Annotated in this window: 22 protein-coding genes; 1 reads left to right on the top strand and 21 read right to left on the bottom strand. The window is 30.0% G+C overall.

All coding sequences use genetic code 11. The features are described 5' to 3' along the window. Positions 1 to 21: 21 nt before the first annotated feature. The 3 genes from ASC41_RS01275 to ASC41_RS01265 form a co-directional block, all read right to left on the bottom strand. The gene (locus ASC41_RS01275; RefSeq protein ID WP_055434829.1) at positions 22 to 1269 is read right to left on the bottom strand and encodes a glycosyltransferase; all 1248 of its coding nucleotides are present in this window, start codon (positions 1267 to 1269) and stop codon (positions 22 to 24) included. 231 nt (positions 1270 to 1500) lie between these two features. Then, the gene (locus ASC41_RS01270; protein ID WP_055434828.1) at positions 1501 to 2745 is read right to left on the bottom strand and encodes an oligosaccharide flippase family protein; all 1245 of its coding nucleotides are present in this window, start codon (positions 2743 to 2745) and stop codon (positions 1501 to 1503) included. Positions 2746 to 2772: 27 nt separating this feature from the next. After that, a complete protein-coding gene (locus ASC41_RS01265) occupies positions 2773 to 3051 on the bottom strand; it encodes an STAS domain-containing protein (protein ID WP_152971395.1) in 279 nt (92 codons plus the stop codon). 152 nt (positions 3052 to 3203) lie between these two features. On the opposite strand from ASC41_RS01265, the gene ASC41_RS01260 reads away from it, so the two are divergent. Next, on the top strand, positions 3204 to 5264 hold the full coding sequence (locus ASC41_RS01260; RefSeq protein ID WP_055434826.1) for a tetratricopeptide repeat protein: 2061 nt from the start codon (positions 3204 to 3206) through the stop codon (positions 5262 to 5264). Between the two features lie 85 nt (positions 5265 to 5349). On the opposite strand, the gene ASC41_RS01255 is transcribed toward ASC41_RS01260, so the two are convergent. The 18 genes from ASC41_RS01255 to ASC41_RS01175 all read right to left on the bottom strand — a co-directional run bounded on the left by ASC41_RS01255 (position 5350) and on the right by ASC41_RS01175 (position 21259). Then, entirely contained in the window at positions 5350 to 6117 is a 768-nt protein-coding gene (locus ASC41_RS01255) for a thioredoxin family protein (protein WP_055434825.1), read from the bottom strand. An 11-nt stretch (positions 6118 to 6128) separates the two neighbouring features. After that, a complete protein-coding gene (locus tag ASC41_RS01250) occupies positions 6129 to 6683 on the bottom strand; it encodes a TlpA family protein disulfide reductase (RefSeq protein ID WP_083477109.1) in 555 nt (184 codons plus the stop codon). A 334-nt stretch (positions 6684 to 7017) separates the two neighbouring features. Continuing rightward, a complete protein-coding gene (locus ASC41_RS01245; RefSeq protein ID WP_055434824.1) occupies positions 7018 to 9624 on the bottom strand; it encodes a DUF6923 family protein in 2607 nt (868 codons plus the stop codon). A 123-nt stretch (positions 9625 to 9747) separates the two neighbouring features. After that, on the bottom strand, positions 9748 to 10239 hold the full coding sequence (locus tag ASC41_RS01240; protein WP_055434823.1) for a CAP domain-containing protein: 492 nt from the start codon (positions 10237 to 10239) through the stop codon (positions 9748 to 9750). 364 nt (positions 10240 to 10603) lie between these two features. Then, complete coding sequence (locus ASC41_RS01235; RefSeq protein WP_055434822.1) at positions 10604 to 11317, bottom strand: LytR/AlgR family response regulator transcription factor; 714 nt, start codon at positions 11315 to 11317, stop codon at positions 10604 to 10606. 9 nt (positions 11318 to 11326) lie between these two features. Then, a complete protein-coding gene (locus ASC41_RS01230) occupies positions 11327 to 11644 on the bottom strand; it encodes an Hpt domain-containing protein (protein WP_055434821.1) in 318 nt (105 codons plus the stop codon). Beyond that, on the bottom strand, positions 11631 to 12695 hold the full coding sequence (locus ASC41_RS01225) for a sensor histidine kinase (RefSeq protein ID WP_055434820.1): 1065 nt from the start codon (positions 12693 to 12695) through the stop codon (positions 11631 to 11633). Before ASC41_RS01225 ends, ASC41_RS01230 begins: the two co-directional genes overlap by 14 nt. Beyond that, positions 12695 to 13828 (bottom strand): FIST signal transduction protein, encoded by a 1134-nt coding sequence (locus tag ASC41_RS01220; RefSeq protein ID WP_055434819.1) that lies wholly within the window; start codon positions 13826 to 13828, stop codon positions 12695 to 12697. The genes ASC41_RS01225 and ASC41_RS01220 overlap by 1 nt, the downstream gene beginning before the upstream one ends. A gap of 2 nt (positions 13829 to 13830) precedes the next feature. Then, on the bottom strand, positions 13831 to 15786 hold the full coding sequence (locus ASC41_RS01215) for a PAS domain S-box protein (RefSeq protein ID WP_055434818.1): 1956 nt from the start codon (positions 15784 to 15786) through the stop codon (positions 13831 to 13833). Next, positions 15786 to 16325: a heme NO-binding domain-containing protein gene (locus tag ASC41_RS01210; RefSeq protein WP_055434817.1), complete on the bottom strand. Its 540-nt coding sequence runs from the start codon at positions 16323 to 16325 to the stop codon at positions 15786 to 15788. The genes ASC41_RS01215 and ASC41_RS01210 overlap by 1 nt, the downstream gene beginning before the upstream one ends. A 3-nt stretch (positions 16326 to 16328) precedes the next feature. Further along, a complete protein-coding gene (locus ASC41_RS01205; RefSeq protein ID WP_055434816.1) occupies positions 16329 to 16742 on the bottom strand; it encodes a response regulator in 414 nt (137 codons plus the stop codon). Positions 16743 to 16870: 128 nt separating this feature from the next. Further along, the gene (locus tag ASC41_RS01200) at positions 16871 to 17158 is read right to left on the bottom strand and encodes a hypothetical protein (protein WP_055434815.1); all 288 of its coding nucleotides are present in this window, start codon (positions 17156 to 17158) and stop codon (positions 16871 to 16873) included. A gap of 123 nt (positions 17159 to 17281) precedes the next feature. Then, positions 17282 to 17644, bottom strand: a complete 363-nt coding sequence (locus ASC41_RS01195; protein ID WP_055434814.1) for an MmcQ/YjbR family DNA-binding protein — start codon at positions 17642 to 17644, stop codon at positions 17282 to 17284. Positions 17645 to 17668: 24 nt separating this feature from the next. Further along, positions 17669 to 17797 (bottom strand): hypothetical protein, encoded by a 129-nt coding sequence (locus ASC41_RS17230; RefSeq protein WP_262494948.1) that lies wholly within the window; start codon positions 17795 to 17797, stop codon positions 17669 to 17671. 136 nt (positions 17798 to 17933) lie between these two features. Next, positions 17934 to 18545: a DUF4230 domain-containing protein gene (locus ASC41_RS01190; protein ID WP_055434813.1), complete on the bottom strand. Its 612-nt coding sequence runs from the start codon at positions 18543 to 18545 to the stop codon at positions 17934 to 17936. Continuing rightward, a complete protein-coding gene (locus ASC41_RS01185; RefSeq protein WP_055434812.1) occupies positions 18545 to 19291 on the bottom strand; it encodes a cyclase family protein in 747 nt (248 codons plus the stop codon). Before ASC41_RS01185 ends, ASC41_RS01190 begins: the two co-directional genes overlap by 1 nt. After that, positions 19288 to 20421, bottom strand: a complete 1134-nt coding sequence (gene hemW, locus ASC41_RS01180; protein ID WP_055434811.1) for a radical SAM family heme chaperone HemW — start codon at positions 20419 to 20421, stop codon at positions 19288 to 19290. The genes ASC41_RS01185 and hemW overlap by 4 nt, the downstream gene beginning before the upstream one ends. 1 nt (position 20422) lies before the next feature. Further along, complete coding sequence (locus ASC41_RS01175; RefSeq protein ID WP_055434810.1) at positions 20423 to 21259, bottom strand: alpha/beta hydrolase; 837 nt, start codon at positions 21257 to 21259, stop codon at positions 20423 to 20425. Positions 21260 to 21270: the final 11 nt, after the last annotated feature.

Below are 21270 nucleotides of genomic sequence, written 5' to 3'. Positions count from 1 at the left end.
AAAAGGTATCGTTTACTTATATTAATCTAATGTTGTTGGCTCTAAAACCATTGCTTTTTCTTTTATTTTTATAGCTGTTTTACTTGGAGATTTTTTTGAAATTATAGCATCAAATTTATTTAAATACATATCTGCAATTTTCTCCATTGGATATGCTGTTGCAGCTTCGTAATTTGCTTTACCTAATGCTACTCTATGTGCTTCATTTGTAACTATTTCTTCAATTGCAGTTGCTAAACTTTCTACAGATGTAGGCTCAAAAAATTCACCTTTATAACCTTCATCTTTTACTAATAATGCAAGGTCACCTAAATCTGGCATCACTACAGCTTTACCATAACTTCCTGCTTGGTGTAAAACACCTGAACTTCCCGTTGTTGATGTGTATGGAAATACAACTACGGCACTTTCTTTAAATAAGGTTGGCACTTCATATTCTTCTACATAACCTGTAAAACGGACTTGCGATACATGCATATATTTTGCGCGTACATCTGCTAAATATCCAGGAACATTTGGGTTGTCTGTTCCTGCAATAACAACTTCCAAATCTAATCCTGTAGTGGCTCTTACTTTCTCCACCGCTTCAATCATCCCTTCTACTTTTTTGTAGGTTCCAAATTTACCAAAAGTCATAACTTGTAAAGGACCTTGTGGTAAATCGTATTCTGGTGTTTCTTCAGAAATTTCAAAAGTTCCGTGCGGAATTAAAGTCACATTTTTGGCATTATATTTTTTCTCTAAAATGTCAACATATTTTTGCATGGTTACCGCAACCGTATCTGCTTGTAAAATCAACCTTGTCAAACTTGTTCCTATAAAACCATATACTTTTTGCATGATTTTGCTACTTGTAAATCCTGCAGATCCTAAATCTACTTCTTCTAATATGTTATGCAATAACACGATATTAGGAATCTTTTTCAGCTTACAAACCAACGGTAACATTAACCCTAAAGCTGCTGCTATTTTTTTATCTCCAAACTTCATGAATTGTAAGTTGAATAACACCGCATCTGGCTTAGTCTTATTAATCGCTTTTGTTACATTTAAAATGTTTGTGTAGCTATTAAAAGCCCAACACTCTTTAACTGTAATCTTACAACCATCTTCTGTAAAAGCAATGTCCTTAGCTCCTTCTGTTTTATCCGTTAATAAAACAATTTCAGTCACATTATCTTTTTGTCTAAAGTGCTTTACTAAATGGTAAGCATACTCATTTAAGGTTACTTTACTTGGTGGATATGCTGTTACGATTGCTAGTTTCATTTTATATATTTTAATATGTTATTTCCTAATTACACTACAAATTTGCAACATAAAACACAGTAAAACAGTCGAGTATCGGTGGTTTGCATTTTGCTATCGACGAATGGAAAGTAAGTGTCGTTTTACTTTTTATCGATGGTTGTGTTTGGATACTAAAACAAAAAAGACTGCAGTATACAACTACAGTCTTTTTATATATTTAGACTAATAAAATATAATTACATTTAGTTCTTATTTATCATTCTTCATATTAAAAATAAAGAACGACAATTGCATTACTAACAATAACACCATTGCTATAATCTGCATGTGTACTACCTGCTCTAAACTGTCATGAAAAAAGATAACTAATACCATTTGAAGCATTCCGAAGGTTCCTGAAATTACTACAGGAATAAATTTATCTAACGATAAATAGTAGTATGCAAAGATGTTTGATATGGCAAACAAACCTGTTGCTAATGCGTACTTCCATAATAAAGGCGCCATTTCTAAATAACTATCTCCAAATAATAAGGTAATTGCTGTTTCTGGAAACAAAGCGCAACCAATAACTATTGCTATTGCAATTGCTGCGATATAACCAACATATTTAAATAAAATTGGTGTTGTTGGTTTACCTTCTTTTTTAAGCTGAACTACGGTTGGCAATAATAACATAACAAACATCCAAGCTACGAAGTATACAATACGACCTATTAAGGCTAATGATGCATATAATCCCGCATCGTAAGCGTCAAAGTAATGTTTTACTAATAAGATATCACTATTGTTAATTATAATCTGTGTCAGCTCATAAAACGCTGTAATTATAAAAAAGCTTTTAACCTGTTTAGATTGACTAGCTTCAATAGCAATTGATTTTTTAAAGTTTAAGTTTTTAAATTTGAAAGGCACTAAACCAAATCCAAAAGAGATTAAAATTCCGATAGCAATCACAACCGAAGATTGTATATCAAACAAGAAGATTAATGCTAACGTGATTATCAATCTGCTTAACATTTCGGCTTGATAGGTAATTGATAAAGACTTGAATTCTTTCTTACCCTGAAACACACCTCTGTTTACACTCATTAGAAAGTATAAAGGCACTCCAATTCCAAAAATGGTAAACATACTAGAAGACGACGTATTAAAAACCGCTTGCAATTGATTTGCAAACACAATAATTAACGTTCCTAACCCTAAGCCTACAATTGTTGCGTTTTTATAAATTTTTGAGATAAAATTCTTGAATGTCTCATTTTCAAAAACTACCGAGAATTTTGCAGTTACTAATTGAAATGTCATCGCTACAAAAGACAAGACTAATAAAAAGGTAATTAATACAGCTGCATCTGCAAATTGTGCTGGACCTAACACACGACCTAAAATAAGATTATACAAATAGTTCCCTCCATTTACTGCCAATACGCTTAGCATAAACAATTGTTCTTGAGATATTTTTTTTGGTATTGAAAGAGATAGAGCTTGCATCTTATTGAGTGTGTTTGATATTATTTATTAGGCTATATTAGAGAACTGATAATCTTCGTAGATTTCTTCGCTTCTAAATCCTGTAACAAAAAACGGATTGCTTTTTAACGCTTCATTTTTATACATTTCTTTTAATGTGAATAATGCAGATTCATCCATTTCAGTAACCTTATCAAAGTCTATTGTTAAGTTTCTAAAAGGATTTTGAATTAATCCAAAATGCATTTTAAAGTTTCTTACCGTTGTTGCGTTTAATTTACCTTCTAAAGTAATTGTATTGTCTTGTTGTGAAATTGTTAATGCCATAATTGTTATTTTTAAATTGTTTGTGTTTGATTTCTGATACAAAGATGCGACGTAAACCTCTCAAAGACTTTTGAATTTCGATGAGTGAACCATTGGTGTAGACGAATGATTGAATATGAATGCTTAACTTGCAAATGATTTAAAACCAGAACATGAAACTCAAATCTATACTTCTACTTACATTATTATTAACTGCTATTTTTGGCTATTCTCAAGACATGCAAGAAGGCTTTACCTATCTAGAAACCGGTAAATATGCTCAAGCTGAAACGTTTTTTAAAACCGTACTAAAAGAACATCCAGATAACAAAACTGCTAGACTATGTTATGGTCGTGCCATTGGATTAAACGGAAAACCAGAACAAGCAAACACTCTTTTCACTAATCTATTAGCAGATTATCCAACAGATTTTGAAGTGAAACTAAATTATGGAGAGTCGTTATTATGGAATAGCAATTTCCCAAAAGCAAAAACTTATTTTAAAAGTTTAATAGATGAAGACCCTAAAAGTTTTCCGGCATTATTAAGTTATGCTAACACCTTATCCAATTTAAAAGAATATGAAGATGCTTTAAAATATGTTGATAAAGCATTGGAGGTATTACCAGGAAATCCAAACGCATTAACCTCTAAAAAGTATATGTATTTAGGATACGCTTACCAAAAACAACAAGCACAACAATACGATGAAGCAGAAGTCTTATTAAAACAAAATCTTACATTGTTTAATAATGACAAAGACACCTTATTAAACTTAGCTAACCTATATTTAATAGCAAACAGGTTAGAAGATGCTAAAGCAACGTATGCTATTTTAGCCGAAAACCCTGAAAATAAAATTACGTCGTTAAATGGTTTAGCATTAGTATCTCACTTAAACGGAAAAGAAAAAGATGCTCTACAATTAAGCCAGCAAGCTTATAATAGTTTAAATGACACAACAGATGCAACGCTTACACAACAAACAACAGAGCGTTATGCACAGGCTTTAATTTGGAATAAAAAATATAAAACAGCAGACACGCTTATAGCTAAATTAATAGAAACTAAACCCAACGACAATTGGGTACTTGCCTTACGCGCCACACTTAATATTTATAAAAGTGATTTTAAAAAGAGTGTAAAAGATTACGATAAAATTTTGGTTAATGACAGTACATCTTTTGATGGCAATCTTGGAAACGCAAATGCCTTAAAAGCATTAGGTAAATATGATGACGCTTATACTTCTGCCGAAAACACACTAAAATTTTACAAGAACCAGAAAGATGCTACTAACTTTATAAAAAATCTTAACACTACATTTACACCTTCTTACGAAGGAAAAACATCGTATACTTTTGATAATGGAGATAACGAAGCATTTGCTTTTAACAATAGTGTTGAGTTCCCTTTTTCTACAAAATTTAAAATTTTAGGAAGTTATAATTACAGAAGTACAACTAATGCTGTTACTAATAACGATGCTACCTCTAATGACTTTAGTGCAGGTATATCTTATCAATTATTACCAAACTTAACCTTTAAAGGTACTGCAGGATTAACATCGGCAAAAGCAACCACCAATGATTACACACAACTATTAACAGATGTCTCTTTTAATATTAAACCTTTTAAATTACAAGACTTAACCGTTGGTTACAAACGTGAATTACAAAGCTTTAATGCAGAGTTATTAGATCGTGAAATTGTACAAAATAACTTTTATGCAAACTATAGTTTAAACACTAATTTTAATTTAGGTTGGTTTACACAATACTTTTACACCAGTCAAAGCGATAGTAATGCTAGAAATTTATTATTTACATCTTTATACTATAATATATTACCAAAACCTTCGCTTAAAGCTGGTTTAAACTACCAATACATTACGTTTAAAAATCAAGTACCAACAATCTATTTCTCTCCAGAAACATTTAATGCTGTAGAGGTATTTGCTAATATTATTAAAGACGAAAACATCGCAAAACCTAAAGAATGGTATTATGAGTTAACTGCGGCAACAGGATTACAATACATTGAAGACGACGAACAGCAAAGCACCTATAGAATACAAGGTAAATTGGGTTATAAATTCTCAGAGCGTTGTATGGCAAACCTATTTGGTACACGAAGTAATATTGCCTCTGCAACTGCTGCAGGATTTACCTTTAATGAGATTGGTGTAAGATTTAAATGGCTACTATTTGAAAAGCCCGTATTTAGAGACTAAAATAAATAACATTTAAAATAAGACATAAAAAAAACACAAGCCTTACGCTTGTGTTTTTTTTAAATAAAATATAATCTGCTATTAATTATCCTCTACTAGCTTTTACAGGACAACCTATTGATTTGGTTAAAGTAACCTCTGGCTTTTTACCTGCTTGTAAAGCTTTTATTGCATCTTCAACATACTTAACTTTTACATCTTCGGGAGATTTAGAATTATCATCTATTGCACCTATATATTGAACTTTACGATCTTTATCTAATAAAAATACATGTGGCGTTCTTACCGCTCCATATTGTGGATAAATTTCCTGGCCTTCATCTACTAAGTAAGCAAACGGAAATTCTTTTTCTTTGGCTCTTGCTTGCATTGCAGCATAACCTTCTTTTTCGTTTTCCGGACTGTTAGGGTTTATAGTAATTACCGAATAACCTTGTGGTGCATACGTATTATGCAACTCGATTAAACGGTCTTCATATAATTTTGAAAAAGGACATTCGTTACAAGTAAATGTTACAATATAACCTTTAGCATTATCAATACTAGCTAGAGAAACCATTGAACCATCAACATTTTTAAGGCTAAAATCTGTAGCTACATCTCCTATATTATAACCTCCAATTTCTTCTAAAGTTTTTGTTTGTTCTGGACTTCCTCCTTTTGGTGGTCCTTTTCTATCTCCTCCATGTGGTGGTCCTTTTCGGTCTCCATGTTTATGATCACCTTCTGGTCCATGACCTCTACCATCATGCTCTAAAGCAGTTTCATTTTTATTACTCTCCTTATCTTTACAAGACATTAATACTCCTACAGATAAAGCAAGCATTACCAATACTAAACGTATTCTATTCATTTTAAAACTATTTAATTATTAATTGTTTTATTTATTTCTGTTTCCAAATCTTCTACACTTTCAAACGAGCGCTCGAAAAAAGCACGTTTATTATTGTTAAAAATAATTGTAAATGGTATTGCTCCAGACCAGTTTGAATCTATTTTATCTATCCAAGTATTCGAATCTGGATCATCTAAAATAACCACTTTATTAGTTATATTTTTTATCTTTAAAAACGGTTTAAGCTTAGTTTCAATATCTTTTGGAAAATCCATACTCACCAACAACACCTCAACATCAGGATGTTTATCTGCATAGGCTTCGATATATGGTAATTCTTTAACGCAAGGTGAGCACCACATGGCCCAGAAATTAACAATGTAGGTTTTATTAGTATCCGTATATAATAAAGGTTCTATTTCTTCAAAATTATAAACAGGAATACTATCGTTAATAGTAGTAAATATTTTGTTTGTTGTTACTGTTTCTTTTTTAATGTTGTTACAACTTACACTAAAACACACCAATAATAGTATGTAAAATAATTGCTTTGTAGCTTGTTTTGAAATTATGGTATTTAGCAAAATCTACGTTTAGTTACTTAGACTTTGAAAAATAGAAAAGGTTTAATTAAAAAAAAATATTAATTGTCTTCTGCTGTTCTTTTCAAGTACATATTTTATCAATCTTAAAAAAAACATAAAAAAATAATAGAGCATTTTCTAAGCTACATCTAAACAATACAATATCTTCATTAGAAAATCTATCTACAATTATTTCATTCATTAATAATTCAAACTAAAATAAAAAAATGGACAAAAGATTACTCTTTTGCCCATTAGTAGAAACCAAATTTAAAGTGCTATTTAAACCCTAAGATTTCTACGCTATCAATAATAAAAAACTAAATGTTAGTTGTTACTTAACGAGTAACTTCAAGGGATTGTAAAGTGTTTGTGTTCCAGATAATTTACAGATGTATAATCCTGAACTTATGTTTTGTTTACTTATTGCTATTTGGTTTTTTCCAGGCTCTGCTTTTACTGCTCTTTGGTAAACTATTGCTCCTAATTGGTTGTAAATTACTAGTTGTACTGTTTCTGTTTTATTAGATGTAAACTGTATGTTTGATGCATTTACCATTGGATTTGGATATGCAGCAAGTGTATTAGTTGTTATATTGGTTTCAAAATCATTAACCGATAATGTATTTCCTCTAGAGAAACGCACATTTTGTAAGTTCATTTCTTTTGTTGTAGTTGTACCATCTTCGCTTACCATTGTAAATACAATTGTTACAATATCGCTAGCATCAAACGCTGCCAAAGGCGATGTGAAATCTGAGAATAAAAGTGCATAGCTCTGTAACTCGTTTGTTAATGCAATAGTTGTTTTGTACTGCTCATCCCAATTAGTAATACTTTGCTTTACTAAAGTAATTTCTAAATTACCTGTTCCTTTTGCTCTTAATTTTAAGCTACTAAAATCTGTTAAGTCTACAGCTTTAAAACGTGGAGTAATTGCTCTATAAGCTGCAAAATAAGTGCTTGTAGTTGCTGTAATATTTAAATTTCTTTCTATTGGAAAATCCTGAGTATCAAAATCGTTAGTATTTGGTGAGATAACATAATCACTTACCGTTGTGCTAGCTTGAGAATCATCAACTCCCCAAGGTCCATCAGACATAAATAAATCGTCTGGCGTGTTTACACCATCTCCAATTCTAAAACCGACATCAAATAAATGTCCTGTTGGCACTTGAATATCTGTAATGTAGTTTTCGTTTAAGTTTATGTTAGACGATGTGTAATTAAAATCGCTAGTTTCTGTAACTCTAAATCCTGAATCGAAAGTTACATCTTCAGTTGCATTTGTATTTATTATTTGAAGATCTAAAGCACCATTGTTATATTTTCCTTTTCTAACAAAAACTGTTGGAGGTGTAGATAACTGGTAACCTGAAATTGTTTTTTCTGTATTTAAAAGATTCAATACTTCCTCCGCTAAAAGATATAAATCGTCTATTGAGTCTGACCAGATTTGAAAGTTGTAAAAAGTTACATTCTCTTCATATAAATCTAAATTCCAATGACTTTCTATTGCAAAATTAGCATCGTTATTTTCTACTTTGGCAGATAAGCTTAAAACGTATTCAAAACTACCATCTGCATTTTTAATAATAGACTTGATAAAAGCTTGATCGTTAATATCTATTGTTGAAACCGAAATTAGTTCTGCTCCTAATAATCTATCACATATATACTTTGTGTGTTCGTATACTCCATTCTCAGTTTTTAAAGCTAATATTGAAGCTATAGAAGCATCGTTTTGCATGTAATCCACAGAATATACTTCGGTAGCATTAGTAATATTTAATAAATCTTGTGGTGTAGAATCTATAGCGTAATCTTCGTTAATTGTTGTTAATGGCACAAAATCTTGTAATTGAAAACCTGTGAATGATGTTTTATTAGCATTTTTGCTAGAATCTCTAGTTACACGTTTTGCTGTTTTTTGGTTAAACTTATAACTGTTTTTAGCACGATTATAGTTACGCTTATTAATAGCATCAGATAATCTTCCGTTACTTTCTAGACCACCATCATTAGCAGTTGTTGGAGGAGCAATAACTTCGCAATTACCAAAACCAGAACAAGAAGGATCTTCACAATCAATTAAACCATCTCCATCATCATCAATTCCATTATCGCAAATCTCTTGTGCAACAGGAGCTGTAGGACAACGCGCACCATCGTTACTAGAACTTGAAGGTCCAAATGCAAATAAGTTAGATTCTATAACATTTATTCCATCTAAACCTTGAACACTTTGTATTGCATAAACAGTTCCTGTTTCGTTTGCCGATACATAAAAACGACCATCTGCATCAAAATAAACTGCGCCGTAAGTGTAGCTTAATCCAGATAAAATTGGAATAATACCTAAAGGTGTTACAACACTAGTAGTTGGATTAATTCTATATAAAATATTAGTATTCTTTTCTACAGCATATAAATAACCATCTACAGCATTAAAAGCCCAATCATGAATGCTAATGTTTTGCGATAAATTCTCTGTAGATAAATATTGTGTGTATGTAGGAGAACTTGGATTTAGATCTATTTTGAAATAACTTGTTCCTCCAGATTTAAAGTAATAAATCCCATCTGGACTAATATCACCAACATATTTATTACCATTTGTTAATTCTGGTATTGTAAAAGATGTAGTTTGAAAATCTTTACCAATTCTAACAATAGTTTTAGAAGGTGAACTTAAATATCCCCAAATAAAACCATCTGCAGGATTATAAGCCGTTGCATTAATACTACCAGGTGTTATGTCTGTTGCAGCAAGGTAAGAGTTTCCAGAAGCTAGGTCTATTGCGTACACATCATTACGTTGAAATAAATAAGCACTATAATCGCAATTAAAAGGTATATTTTGAGCTTGAGTTGTTAAGCTTAACAATACTACTAAAAGTAATACTGTTTGTTTTTTTAATATGTATAGTCTTGTTATCATGGTTTATTTATTTCTTAATTATAGTACAAATTTACTTTTATAACTTGCCGTAAATGTTGTTTTTCGCTTAGTGTAATTTAAGTATAGACGAATGGTAATTCTCTGTAGATAAACACTTTTACTTTATAACTTTACAAAGATGTTAGTAAAGTAATTTTCACCTTCTTCGTCTTGTTGTGTTGAAATACCAAAGTCTGTAAAATTAGGGTTTTCAATATTTTGCCTATGCCCTTCACTATTTAACCAAGCATTTACTAACGATTGTGCATTAGTAAAGCCAAAGCCTACATTTTCTGAAACGTTTTCGGCATTTACAGCATCAATTATATTTTGAGATCTTAAATGAAAATAATCATGACTTAATTCTCCTTGATTAACCATATACTGACTATGACTAATAGCCTCTCTAGATACTTCGTTTACTATATTTAAAGCATTAAGACCTTGAGAAATTCTATAAGCATTAATAAGCTCTGTAATTTCATAATCTAGCTGCGTGTATGTTACATTTATGTTTTGTGAATTATATTCATTAGGTATGTTTGCTTCTTCTTCAACTGAGCAAGACATTAAAAACGTACTAAATAAAACAGCTATTAAAATTATATTTTTCATCGTGGTTGGTTTAATTTGATGACAAAACTAATTTGAAACACTCCTTAATTTTATATTTTTCGACAAGTGTAGTTTTATGTGTAGACGAATGGTAGAATACTAAAGTTGAACCTTTTAAAATACTATTAATCTATTATTACAATACTAAACACAAAACAATACACATAAAAATGAAATAATCAGGGAAGTTTATTGCATAAAAAAAGACAGAAATTAAAATTTCTGTCTTTTTAAATTGGTAATCAATCAATCCCTTAAATGATAACACTGTAAAAGTAATATGTTAAGAGGTGATTGTTATTTTTTAAATTTGTTTGAAAAACTACTTAAGACAAAGCACTAGAATAACCGACAAAATACATGATTATAGTAGGTTTAGACGTTTCATTAATTCTGGTCTATTAGATCTACTTACCGGAATAACATCTTTTTTAATTAAAACACTGTTGTCCTCAATATCAATAATTTTTTTGATGTTAATAATGTAAGACCTGTGTACTTTTAAAAACAAACTGTCTGGTAGTTTTTCTTCAATTTTTTTAAGTGTAGAATGCACTGTATAGTTTTTATCCTCCGTTTTAACCTGTATATAATCACCTTTAGCCTCAACCAAATAAATACTTGGTATATCTATTTTAATTAAACGTCTGTCTATATTTACATATAAATCATTACCAGAAGTAGTTTCTACATTTTGAGATTTAGACTCTGGTTTTATTGCCGTTTCTTGCTTCGCTTCAGCTTTATCTATTGCTTTCAAAAAACGTTCTTGTGTAATTGGCTTTACTAAATAATCTACAATACAATCGTACTCGAAAGCTTGAATTGCAAAGTTAGGATCTGATGTTGTAAGTATTATTTTTGGTGGATTTTTAAGTGTTTCAATAAAATCGAAACCTGTAAAATCTGGCATGTGTATATCTAAGAAAATTAAATCTACTTTGTTTTGATTTAAATATTTTATGGCCTGCATTGCATTAGGAAACTCCTCTAAAACATTAAGACTTGGTGCATGCGTGCATAATTGAGTAATAATCATTCTTGCTGTAGCTTCATCATCAATAATAATACAATTCATAAATAATATTTAAAGAGTCTTTAAGTAGTTAGTAATGCTGTCTAATATTGCTTCAAATTGTTCTTTTTGGTCTATACTACCATCTATTAAATTATTCTCGTAAGCAACAGCAACTTCATAACCTTTTTCGAGCCCTAAAATACTAATTTTATGCTTAAGTTTATGCACATTATCTGCTGCTAACTTATAATTTTGGGCATTATAGTTATTAAAGTAGACTTCTTTTTCTTCTGGATACTCGCTTTTAATAACATCTATAAGTTTTTGCTTAAAAGCTTCGTCTCCTCCAGATAAACTATTAATATAAGATTGATTAGGTTGTTCCATTTGGGATTTTTTTTAAGGTGAAATAAAAAGTGGTACCAATATTAACTTGAGATTCTAGCCATATTTTACCACCATATAATTCTACAATTTTCTTTACTATAGACAAACCTATCCCCGAAGACTCTGGGTTGTTTTCTAGTTTTTCGAAAGTTTTAAATATTTTATCAAAGTAAATTTCTTCAATACCTTTTCCGTTATCTTTTATATAAAACTGCCAATAATCACCTTGATCTTCAAAACCAATATCTATAGTTCCTTCAGCTTTATCATTATACTTTACCGCATTACCAATTAAATTTTGAAACAACTGCTGTAGCCTATATTTATCTCCTTTGGTTATTGGTAAATTAGATTTTGTTATACTAATATGACTTGGAATTTGAATGCTTTTTAATATATCTTCAATAAGATTATTTATATCTACATCGTAAACTTCTATTCTATTTTTACCAATGGTTGAATACTCTAGAATACCACTAATTAAGGTATCCATTTTTTCAACATTAGTTCTTATTAGTTTTAGTGTGTTTTTCCCATTATCATCGAAGATTTCTTCATAATCTTGAGCTAACCAAGTTGTTAATGCATCTATACTACGTAATGGTGATTTTAAGTCGTGAGATACCATGTGTGCATAATCACTAAGTTCTTGATTTTGATGAGCAAGCTCGTTTAACATCGATTGTTTTTGCTTGTTAACCTGAACTATTTCTTTGGTTTGATTATCTATAAAATCTACCAAATTAGCCCCTGTTAACTCTACATCGTCTGCTTTTTCGTCTTCTTTTAAATTATAAAACTTTAATGTATCGATAACGCTTTTAAGCTTATCAATAACTTCTTTTTGCTCGTCTGCTTCCTTTTGTAATTTTCTATTAGCAATATATAATTCATCCGAACTAATAGCCATTGCTCTTTGAATCATGACGGATTGCTCATCAAAATTATTATAAGATAAGTCTACAGCATCAATAAACTCTGCTATGTCTTTATTGTTTTTAAATTCGTCGCTTAAAAATTTACGAATTTGCCTTTTTAATAATGAATTCATTATTCGCTTATTAGCGTTATGGTCATGGTTTGATTGTGTAATTGACAACTAGTTTCTCCATGAAAAGGAGCAATTTCTCCATAAGAATAAAAGCCACTTGTTACCGCATCCTTACCTATAACTTCTATAACCTCTTCTATTTCTTCTTCAACGCGCTGATCCAGCACTAGCTTTCTACCAATACAACTTACTAATATTGCTAATTCCGGTTTATTTTTTCTGTACTCTAAAGCCTGTTTTGCTGCGCGTTCTGATGCGTTTGCAATGTTATCCACATTCGTCATCATTAGCTGTACTTTGGAATCTTCTTTAATATCTCCTGCTAATATTACAGCATTCTCCTCTTCATTTATATTTAAAATAGACCTAACAATAGATTGTTTTTCATCTGTAGAAGTTACATTTAAAGGATACAACAAAGCTGCTCCTGGTAAATCTTTAGCTTTATCTCCTAAATATTTTTTATACAAATCTAAAGCAGGTTGACCATCTAACTCATATAAAATATTGCCTTTAGATTTTGTTACAATACGCTCTGGCCCAAAAGGAGTCCAACCTCCATGTATTGAAAAAGAAATTTCTAAGCTATCTCCATAAAAACCAATAGCCACTAATTCTCCTTCTTTTGGGTTTTCGTTGTAAGATGCTAATGTCTTTTCAAAACGTGCATCGTCACCACACAAACCTCCTGTTATTACTAAATTGTCGTTTGTTGAAGCGCTCATACCTTTGGTAAGTTGACTACCATTAATAAAACTGCCTTCAGAAACCACAAATACGTATTTTAAACCTTCTTGTGGCAATTGCTCAATAAGTTCTTTTCCTGTTTTATAACTATCTAAATCTGCATTTAAAACATTACTTGTTTTAATTACAAACTTGCTTTTTTCAAACTCGATAGCTGTTATAGTAATACTATCTTGGTTTACTGTGTCTGATGATATTTCGGCACACGAAGATGCAAAAACAATATGTCCATCTGGAAACAATTGTTTAATATCTGTATAAACAGCATCGTCTTCTAACATATATCTGTTACCAAAAACCAATACTAAAGGTTCTTTTAGATTTTGTTTTTCTATAACATATTCCCAATCTTTATTTTTATGTTTAACTAACTGTACTGTTTTCATTTTTATTTTTTTAATGTGAAATAAAAGGTGGTACCAACATTTGGCTCACTATCCAACCATATTTCACCTTCATGTAAATTGATGATTTTTTTAACAATAGATAATCCTATTCCCGAAGAGTCTTTACTTTTCTTTAAGGAATGAAATATCTTAAATATTTTGTTGTGATATTTCTTTTCAATACCAATTCCATTATCTTTTATTGAAAATTTGTAGTGACTTTTAAAATCTTCTACATCAATAATTATGCTACCACACTCTTTATCTATAAACTTAACAGAGTTACTAATTAAATTCTGAAATACTTGCTGCAGCTTCGTTCTATCTCCTTTTATATTTGGTAATATATTAAGACTTTTTATTTCAATATGATCGGGTATATATAACATACTAACCAACTCGTTAACCATACTATTTAAATCTACATCTACTTTTACAGAATTATCTGCACCAACACTAGAATAATTTAAAACATCTGTTATTAACTGCTCCATCTTTTCTAAAGTAGACTCGATAAGTGCAAAATTTTGAAGACTTGTAGCATCTAAACTCCCTTGATTATCTTCTTTTAACCAGCTAACCAAAGCATTAATACTACGTAAAGGCGATTTTAAATCGTGCGATACAATGTGTGCATATTCTTGAAGTTCGTCGTTACTTTTTTCTAACTTTTCTAAAAGTTTCTCTTTTTGAAGTTCTAAGCTTTTAGTATCAGTAACATCTAAATGTATTCCTATAGACCCAATAACTTCTCCATCTATATTGTAATTTGGTGCGCCACTAACTAACCAATGTCTTGTTTTTCCTTTTTTACAAATGGCTTTAAACTCATAAGAGTTTGATATACCTTCTTTTCGTTTTTCGCGTTCTTTTTTTAATATATCTGCATCTTCAGCAGCAAAAAGCGTCCTTGCATTTTTGCCTATAACTTCTGCTTCTGTATAACCAGACATTTTCTCAAAGCTTTGATTTACCATTAGGATTTCGTCGTTATTATTCAACTCCACCATCCCTAGGTTCATATTCGCTATAATATTGTAATATTTTTGCTTTTGTGCTTCTAAACTTTTTCTGTAGGTACGTTTTAAGGTAACATCAGTAAAGGTCCATAAATATCCTTTAGACTTTTCTCCAATTACTATTGGTGTATAGTTACGTTCTAAAATTTTACCATTCAACATCTCTAATTCGTCACCAAGTACTATTTTTTTATCAGTATCTATAGCTCGCATTCTTTCTATAAAAGCATCAGGATTTTTAAATAAAACTTTGTTTTGTTCTGAAGCTGCTTTACAATCCATGCCTACTAAATCTTCAGGGCTTGCATTTATTCCAAAAAGCTCACAAAACTTATTATTGGTAAGTACTATATTTCTGTTTTCATCTTCTAAAACAATACCACTATCTAGATTTACAACAAGTGATGCTAATCTATTTTCAGACTCTATTAATTTTTCTTCAGATGCTTTTTGGTGAGATATATCCCTAACAATACCTTGAGCTGCAATAGGTTTTCTGTTTTTATCGAAAATTACACTAGCATTTATATGCACCCATTTAACTTCTTTAGATTTAGTGTAGACTCTAGCTTCGTAATTTTTAAAATAGCCTTTGGTTTGTAATTCTAGAAAAGAAGACATTGCGTATTGGTAGTCGTCATTATAAATAAGATTTACAACGTTTACCTTATCCCTACTTATATCGTAACCAAATAATTTGGTTGCTGCTTCATTAAATTTTATAAAATTTCCTTGTAAATCCATAACAACATATGCATCTACAATGTTTTCGAATACACCTTGAAGTTGTGAAGATTTTTGATTTAGAAGTTCTTCTAGTTTTTGGGAAGTTGAGTAAAGATCTCTTGATTTTTCTTCAAGAATTTTTTCAGCAGCTTTTCTTGCCGCTTTTTCTCTTTTTAAAGCACGTTGTAATATTTCAAGTTGTTCTTGACCCATTAGTTTTTGTGAATAATGAATCTAACTTCAGTTCCGTCTTCTTTAATTTTTTCTAATTCAATTTTTGCAGTTGAATTAAAATGCTCAAAAGTTTTATTCATTAATCCTAGACCAAAATGATGCATTGCTCTACTTGATGTATATATCATTACTAATGAATTTTCTGTTTTTTCGACGACTTCAAAAGTTGGTAATTCGGCGTCTGGATATATTTTTCTTACCTCAACATGAATATGGTTTTCTATAGACGAAATCATTTCAATTGGATCTTTATATGTTGCCAAAAGACCAGGATAACTTTTTTCTATAACACTAAAAAAGTGCTCCGCATAAACCAATAATAAATTATCTATTGATATTCCTGTATTCTCACTTAAATGCTGTAATAATTGAAGCATTTCTGAAAAGCTATAAGTTCCTACTGCTGTATAAATACCTTCAGATTCTAATTTAGAATTTGTTATAATGTTGTCTACCATTTCTAGACCAAACTTATCCTCTACTAACTCTAAAAACTCCGTAAAAACTATTCCTTTCATTTATTACACTACTATTAATTCGTTTATACTCCAATATGCTAATAATTTTTCAATTTTACTAACATAATCCTCATATTTTAAGGGTTTTAAAACATAACCAGCAACTCCTGTTTTGTAACATTCTAACAAATCTTTTTGATTATTTGAAGTCGTTAAGATTATTGTTGGTATGTATTTTAATACATCATCCTTTTTTAAAATATTTAAAAACTCAATACCATTTATTTTTGGCATGTTTAAATCTAATAAAATAATATCAGGTAAATTATCTTTTTGTTCTAAAATACCTAAAGCATCTTCACCATTATTAGCTTCTATAATTTTATGGTCTAATTTTAAGGTAGAAATTGTTCTATTCAATTTCATTATTTCAATCATGTCATCTTCAATTAGAAGAATTTTAAGGTTTTTAGTCATTGTGAGGGTATTGTTTTAAATATCTCCAAAACTACGTTTATTAAAAAAATTAAAATTTAAATTTCGTTTAGAATTATTTAAGTGTCGGCCAATAACCTTTAAGTGTCGACGAATGGAAATGAACTATTTTAACCTTTACAGTAATTTATAGATCGTAAAGTATTTAACTCTGCATGATGCTTGATTTTACTTAACTCTAAAAGAAAGTTTAAAGAATAATTATCTTCCTTTTTATTATCTAACGTCATTTCTAAACAAGATATGAACTCTAATTGCTTTAAGCAATTATCTAAATTTTTACAATCTTTTGATTTAAAGCTCTCCTTTACTTGTTTTTTATTGTTAATCTTTATTACAAAACAATCTCTATTAACTCTAAATATTTTAGAAAGAATACTATTATTAAAAAGTTTCATATTTGAGGAGGTTATTAATTAATTATAATTCAAAATTAATAGTATATGCTCCTTAAATATTTTTTATTCTTTAGACTATAGGTTTTGTGTCGGTAAAAAGCAATAAAGCTTAGATGGGTTGTTTTAACCAAGTTGTTCACGCATTTTTTTTGTCATCCCTTTTATTACCATATTATAAGAATGATCTATTAATTCCATAATAAATTTAGGTTGTAATTCGCCTTTATAAATGTAAATAGAATTCCAGTGCTTTTTGTTCATGTGCCAACCTGGCTCGATGCTTTCGTATTCTACTCTTAGTTCTTGAGAATAATCTGGGTTTGCTTTTAAGTTTAAAGAAGCCAAACCTTGTTCCCATTTATCTAATGGAATTAATGCAAACATTTTACCAGCCACTTTAAACACGAGCGTGTTTTGGTCGAATGGAAAAGTTTCTTCTGTATAAGGCTTACCAAGACAATACTCTCGGACTTGTTCAATATTCATGTAATAAATTTACAAGAAAAAAACTTATTTCTCTTCTAAATAATTGTCTTTTGAATATCTTTTTGCAGATGATTTAATGTTCTTAACATTTGTAGTTGTAAGAATATCTAAACTTTCTAAAACCTCGTTAATGTAAAGTAAAAATTTGTTCATTTGATATAGTGCTTATAATTAGTAGTAAAGCTATATCAATAACAACTAACTATAAGATTATCATACTCTTATATGATAAAAATCGATAAAATACAAATATTGACGACGAGTAACACATTCACTGTCTTTCTACCTACTATTTTTTTAATTCTGGAGTAACTTCGTTTTTAATTTCTAATGCCGAATAATCCAACTTCCATCCTATAGTTTGCACTAAACCTTCAATAATTAATATAGAATCTAAAGCTTCCTTTTGCGCTATTTGAAACAAACCACTTTGTGGTACTTTATCTCTAATATGAAGTTTAGCTTCGTTGTGTAAATCTGTTAAGTCACTAGCTTGAAACTTATTAAACATACCATCTTGCTTATCGTAATACTTTAAATTAGTTTCTATAGAAAGTATTTCCGCTTGCGGAAAATGTTTTAACGTTACCATTTTTGCTTCTGGATTAGCATCCATAACTATTTTAGATAAATCGAAGCCTACATGGGCTTTAGCATCTATAATTACTAGTGCTTTCTTTCTACTTGATACTAGTTTTAAGAACCGCTCTTTGACATCTTCGTAATGATAGATCTCTGCAAAATCGCCTTCTACACTAATAATTTTACACACTTTTTTAATCTTATCTAAAAGAACAACAGATTGTGTTTGTGCTAGTTTTTTACCCTGAATATGTTTTACATAAGTTGAAACACCCAAAGCTGACAATACGCCAAATATGATTGCAAAAAATATTTCCATTACTCTATCTTGTATAAAACAGGTTTACTTGGTGTGGCATCGTTCTCGAAAGGTGCTATTTGAAGATTTAGCATATAACTCCCGTCTTCAACTTTATTAGGCACATAAATAAACTCTGTAATTGTAGCTTCTTTTCTTATTTTTCCATTAAAATCCCAAAAGGCTTTGTGTGCTAACAACTGTCCTTCATCTTTTTCTTTATCTACACTTGGTAAATCTATTAACAAATGTAAAACACCTTTTTCTCTAATGTAATGAGCCGCTTCTTCTGTAAGATATGGCCAATTGGTATGCGAATATTGCCTAGATTTTTTATCTTTTGTGTTTGGCATTGTACGTATTACAAGCGCTTCTGGCAGTTTTCTTTTTAATAAATATTGAATTTGAGCTTTGGATATTACTTTATCCTCACCAATTACTTCGGGAGCTAGTGTAATAACCTCTGCTGTAAACATAAAACGTTTTAAACATTTATTAATACTATGTGGTTTCTCTGTTATATGCCCAACACTTTCTGTATGTGTGCCGTGTGCATGCGGATTAAAAGAGATATTATTAAAATTAATATCTGCTCCTTCTTTTACACTAGCAACCCATTCGTCTATTTTTACTGGTTCAATTTTTGGGCCATCTATATACCATGCATTTGCATTTTTTGCAGTAGCTCGTAATGGCATAGAAATATCCAACGGTTTAGATAAATCTATTTTTATTTTTTTCGATTTTATTTGTATTGTTGTTATCAATCTACATTTATTTTAAATAAGTCACTTGCAATTCCATCGCTTAAAAATTTGCCTTTTTTAGTCACTTTTAGTTTATTATCCTCAATATACAACAAATCTTCAGCAATATGCTTCTGTGCTTGTTGCAACATATAGGTTTCAAAAGTAATGCCAAAATCTGTTTTAATTTTTTTAATTGAAACACCCCAAACAGTTCTTAAACCCGTCATAATATACTCGTTATATTGATCGGTTTTTGTAAGTATTTCAGTTTCAATTGGCAACTCATTATTTTGAATGGCTTTTATGTATTTTGTATTATTTCTTACGTTCCATCCTCGTTCTTTTCCATTAAAAGAATGCGCCGAAGGCCCAATACCAATATACTTTTTACCTTGCCAGTATGCCGAATTATTTCTACTAAAAAAACCAGGCTTACCAAAATTAGATAATTCGTAATGCACAAAATTTTGAGTTCCTAATTTATCTACTAAAATATGAAATTGTTCTTGTGCCAAAGCATCGTCTACATTTTCTATCACACCTTTTTCTATAAAAGAAGCCAATGCTGTTTTTGGCTCGACAGTAAGTGCGTAACTTGAAATATGATTTACACCAAAACCTAAAGCAATGTCTATATTTTCTTCCCACTCTTTATTTGTAGTATTTGGAATACCATAAATTAAATCGAGTGAGATGTTATTAAAATGCTTAGTCGCTTCTTCTAAACATTGTATGGCTTCTTTTGTATTATGCGCACGATTCATGAGTTTTAAATCTTTTTCATGAAAGGATTGAATACCTATTGATAATCGATTGACAAGACTCTTAGATAATTCGATTATTCGTTCGTTGTTTAAATCGTCCGGATTGGCTTCCAGCGTAATTTCGGGTTCATCTGAAACTTTATAATTTTTGTAAACCGAATCTATTATTCTTTTTATTTCTTCTGAAGTTAACAACGACGGTGTTCCTCCTCCAAAATAAATGGTTTCTACAGTTGTGTTATTAAACTCGCTTTTTCTTAATTCAATTTCATGAATTAATGCATCTATTAGCTCATCTTTCTTTTTCATTGAAGTAGAAAAATGAAAGTCACAGTAATGGCAAGCTTGCTTGCAAAATGGTATGTGTATGTATATTCCGGACATTTTAGTTTTTTAAGACCTGAATCAAAGTTTCTCTAAATTTCTTTTCCCATATTTTTCCATCATGACCACCATCATAAACTTCTATATCTACAAATGAGCTTGAAACTTTATAATTTTCTTTAATATTTTCATGGATATAATCTAAAAAAGACTCTTCTTCTCCATACTTTAAATATAGATTTGGGTATTCAACATTTTTATTCCATTTTTCATCAGAAGAATTAAATCCCATAGTCGAAAAACAAATATAAGTTCCAATTAAATTTGGGTGTCTATTTAACAAACTGACGCCAAAACCAGCACCATTAGAGAAGCCATAAAAAATTCTTGAATTTTCATTATTTTTTAGACCAAGTTCTTTCTCAACGATTGGAATAAATTCTTCTTCAAAATATAACATATGATTATTAAACCTATCTTTAAGTTTAATATCAGCACCCTCGTTATATTGATCCTCTACGTACTCAAAATTTCTATAATTTAATTTTACTTTTTCACCATCTCCAGTTGTCATGGAAGTGCTATCTGCTATTTTTTTATTATAAAAACTTTCAACATATAAAATCGGGGGAATAATATTATTATCAATTAAAGAATCTAACATTTTCTTTCGAAAACTATTTTCATAGATTTTGCTTCCATCAGTGGCAAAAACAATTTTATAGTTTTTATTTTTATCAAAGTTTTTTGGTAAATAAATATTATGAAGCCTAAGCTCTTTTAAATAAACACTATTTATTGTATCTGTGTAGTAAATTGATTTATTAGTTGATTCGGATTTTTTTCTATTACAACTAACAGAGAGTATGACTACAAATACTAAAATAAAATATTTCATATATAAATTTA

This window comes from Lacinutrix algicola, assembly GCF_001418085.1.
Taxonomy (GTDB): Bacteria; Bacteroidota; Bacteroidia; order Flavobacteriales; family Flavobacteriaceae; genus Lacinutrix; species Lacinutrix algicola.
Note: the sequence above shows the minus strand (reverse complement) of the source record. Positions and strands in the feature narration are given on the sequence as shown.

Coding starts and splice junctions, on each gene's coding strand:
- ASC41_RS01275 (WP_055434829.1), bottom strand. CDS start 1,269: ATGAAACTAGCAATCGTAACAGCATATCCACCAAGTAAAGTAACCTTA.
- ASC41_RS01270 (WP_055434828.1), bottom strand. CDS start 2,745: ATGCAAGCTCTATCTCTTTCAATACCAAAAAAAATATCTCAAGAACAA.
- ASC41_RS01265 (WP_152971395.1), bottom strand. CDS start 3,051: ATGGCATTAACAATTTCACAACAAGACAATACAATTACTTTAGAAGGT.
- ASC41_RS01260 (WP_055434826.1), top strand. CDS start 3,204: ATGAAACTCAAATCTATACTTCTACTTACATTATTATTAACTGCTATT.
- ASC41_RS01255 (WP_055434825.1), bottom strand. CDS start 6,117: ATGAATAGAATACGTTTAGTATTGGTAATGCTTGCTTTATCTGTAGGA.
- ASC41_RS01245 (WP_055434824.1), bottom strand. CDS start 9,624: ATGATAACAAGACTATACATATTAAAAAAACAAACAGTATTACTTTTA.
- ASC41_RS01240 (WP_055434823.1), bottom strand. CDS start 10,239: ATGAAAAATATAATTTTAATAGCTGTTTTATTTAGTACGTTTTTAATG.
- ASC41_RS01235 (WP_055434822.1), bottom strand. CDS start 11,317: ATGAATTGTATTATTATTGATGATGAAGCTACAGCAAGAATGATTATT.
- ASC41_RS01230 (WP_055434821.1), bottom strand. CDS start 11,644: ATGGAACAACCTAATCAATCTTATATTAATAGTTTATCTGGAGGAGAC.
- ASC41_RS01225 (WP_055434820.1), bottom strand. CDS start 12,695: ATGAATTCATTATTAAAAAGGCAAATTCGTAAATTTTTAAGCGACGAA.
- ASC41_RS01220 (WP_055434819.1), bottom strand. CDS start 13,828: ATGAAAACAGTACAGTTAGTTAAACATAAAAATAAAGATTGGGAATAT.
- ASC41_RS01215 (WP_055434818.1), bottom strand. CDS start 15,786: ATGGGTCAAGAACAACTTGAAATATTACAACGTGCTTTAAAAAGAGAA.
- ASC41_RS01210 (WP_055434817.1), bottom strand. CDS start 16,325: ATGAAAGGAATAGTTTTTACGGAGTTTTTAGAGTTAGTAGAGGATAAG.
- ASC41_RS01205 (WP_055434816.1), bottom strand. CDS start 16,742: ATGACTAAAAACCTTAAAATTCTTCTAATTGAAGATGACATGATTGAA.
- ASC41_RS01200 (WP_055434815.1), bottom strand. CDS start 17,158: ATGAAACTTTTTAATAATAGTATTCTTTCTAAAATATTTAGAGTTAAT.
- ASC41_RS01195 (WP_055434814.1), bottom strand. CDS start 17,644: ATGAATATTGAACAAGTCCGAGAGTATTGTCTTGGTAAGCCTTATACA.
- ASC41_RS17230 (WP_262494948.1), bottom strand. CDS start 17,797: ATGAACAAATTTTTACTTTACATTAACGAGGTTTTAGAAAGTTTAGAT.
- ASC41_RS01190 (WP_055434813.1), bottom strand. CDS start 18,545: ATGGAAATATTTTTTGCAATCATATTTGGCGTATTGTCAGCTTTGGGT.
- hemW (WP_055434811.1), bottom strand. CDS start 20,421: ATGTCCGGAATATACATACACATACCATTTTGCAAGCAAGCTTGCCAT.
- ASC41_RS01175 (WP_055434810.1), bottom strand. CDS start 21,259: ATGAAATATTTTATTTTAGTATTTGTAGTCATACTCTCTGTTAGTTGT.